Origin of the sequence: Microbacterium sp. UBA3394 (genome assembly GCF_002358725.1) — a bacterium.
Classification (GTDB): Bacteria; Actinomycetota; Actinomycetes; order Actinomycetales; family Microbacteriaceae; genus Microbacterium; species Microbacterium luteum.
The window spans coordinates 5887-7114 of the sequence record NZ_DEPK01000069.1; the positions used below are offsets into that span (position 1 = coordinate 5887).

At 68.2% G+C, this 1228-nt stretch carries 1 protein-coding gene; it reads left to right on the plus strand.

Translation table 11 applies throughout. The features are described from left to right. Positions 1-9: 9 nt before the first annotated feature. A partial coding sequence (locus tag B4E30_RS04045) for an MFS transporter (protein WP_286793609.1) occupies positions 10-1228 on the plus strand: 1219 nt, incomplete at its 3' end.

Below are 1228 nucleotides of genomic sequence, written 5' to 3' on the forward strand. Positions count from 1 at the left end.
GCCGCAGGCATGGCGTATCCCACAACGCTGTCGCTGATCACCGCGCTGTGGGCGCCGGGGCGCCAGCGCACGCTCGCGATCGCCCTGTGGTCGGCGGTGAGCGCGACCGCCACGGTCATCGGCTCCGTGCTCGCCGGTGTCCTCCTGCTGTGGTTCTGGTGGGGGTCGGCTTTCCTCCTTGCCGTTCCCTTCGCCCTCGCCGCCTTCGTGCTCGTGCTCATCTTCGTTCCCTCGCACGTCGCCGAGTCGAGCGAACCCGTCGACCACGCCGGCGGCGTGCTCTCGGTGTTCATGATCGCCGCGCTCGTGCTCGGTCTGGCGACCGTCTTCGCCCCGGACACCGCGACGCTCGGCGGCATCCTGCTCGCGGCTTCGGTTCTGCTGATCGGAGTATTCGGCTGGCGCCAGGCGACCGCGCGGTCTCCGCTCTACGACCTCTCCGTCGCGCGCAGACGCATGTTCTGGGCACCGGCCACGGGTGGCCTCATCGTCTTCGGATCCCTCATGGGCGCGATGTTCGTCGGCCAGCAGTTCCAGCAGAACATCCTCGGCTACTCCACCCTCGACGCTTCTCTGTCGATCATCCCTGCGGGCGTCGGACTGCTTCTGGTCGCACCGCAGTCGGCGAAGCTGGTGCTCACGAGGGGGTCGCGATTCACGATGCTCGTCGGCTACGTCTTCGTTCTCGTCGGCTTCATCACCATGCTCTTCTGGAACGAGAACACGCCCTTCTGGTTCGTCAGCGTCGCGTACCTGTCGATCGGTGTGGGTGCCGGCTTCGCGATGACACCGGCCTCGCGTGCCATCACCGAGTCGACGCCCGTCCGCCGGGTGGGCATGGCCTCGGCGACGGCCGATCTGCAGCGCGACCTCGGTGGATCGATCATGCAGGGAGTGCTCGGCGCGATCCTCGCGGCCGGCTTCGCGCGTGCTTTCGGCAACCTCATCGCCGAGTCGGGCGATGCGTCGAGCATCAGCTCGCAGGTGACCGCCGCCCTCCAGGCGTCCTACGCGTCGGCGCTGCAGGTCGCCGAGCAGTACCCGCAGTACAAGGATCAGATCCTTCAGGCGGCCCAGCAGAGTCTCGAGACCGGGTCGATCGCGGCCTATGCGGTCGGCGCGATCGCGATCGCGATCGGTGCCGCCGTGGTGTGGATCTTCCTGCCCGGTCGCAAGAAGGAGCTCGAGCTGGTCGCGTCCTACGGCACCGCGCCCGAAGCGCAGCCGG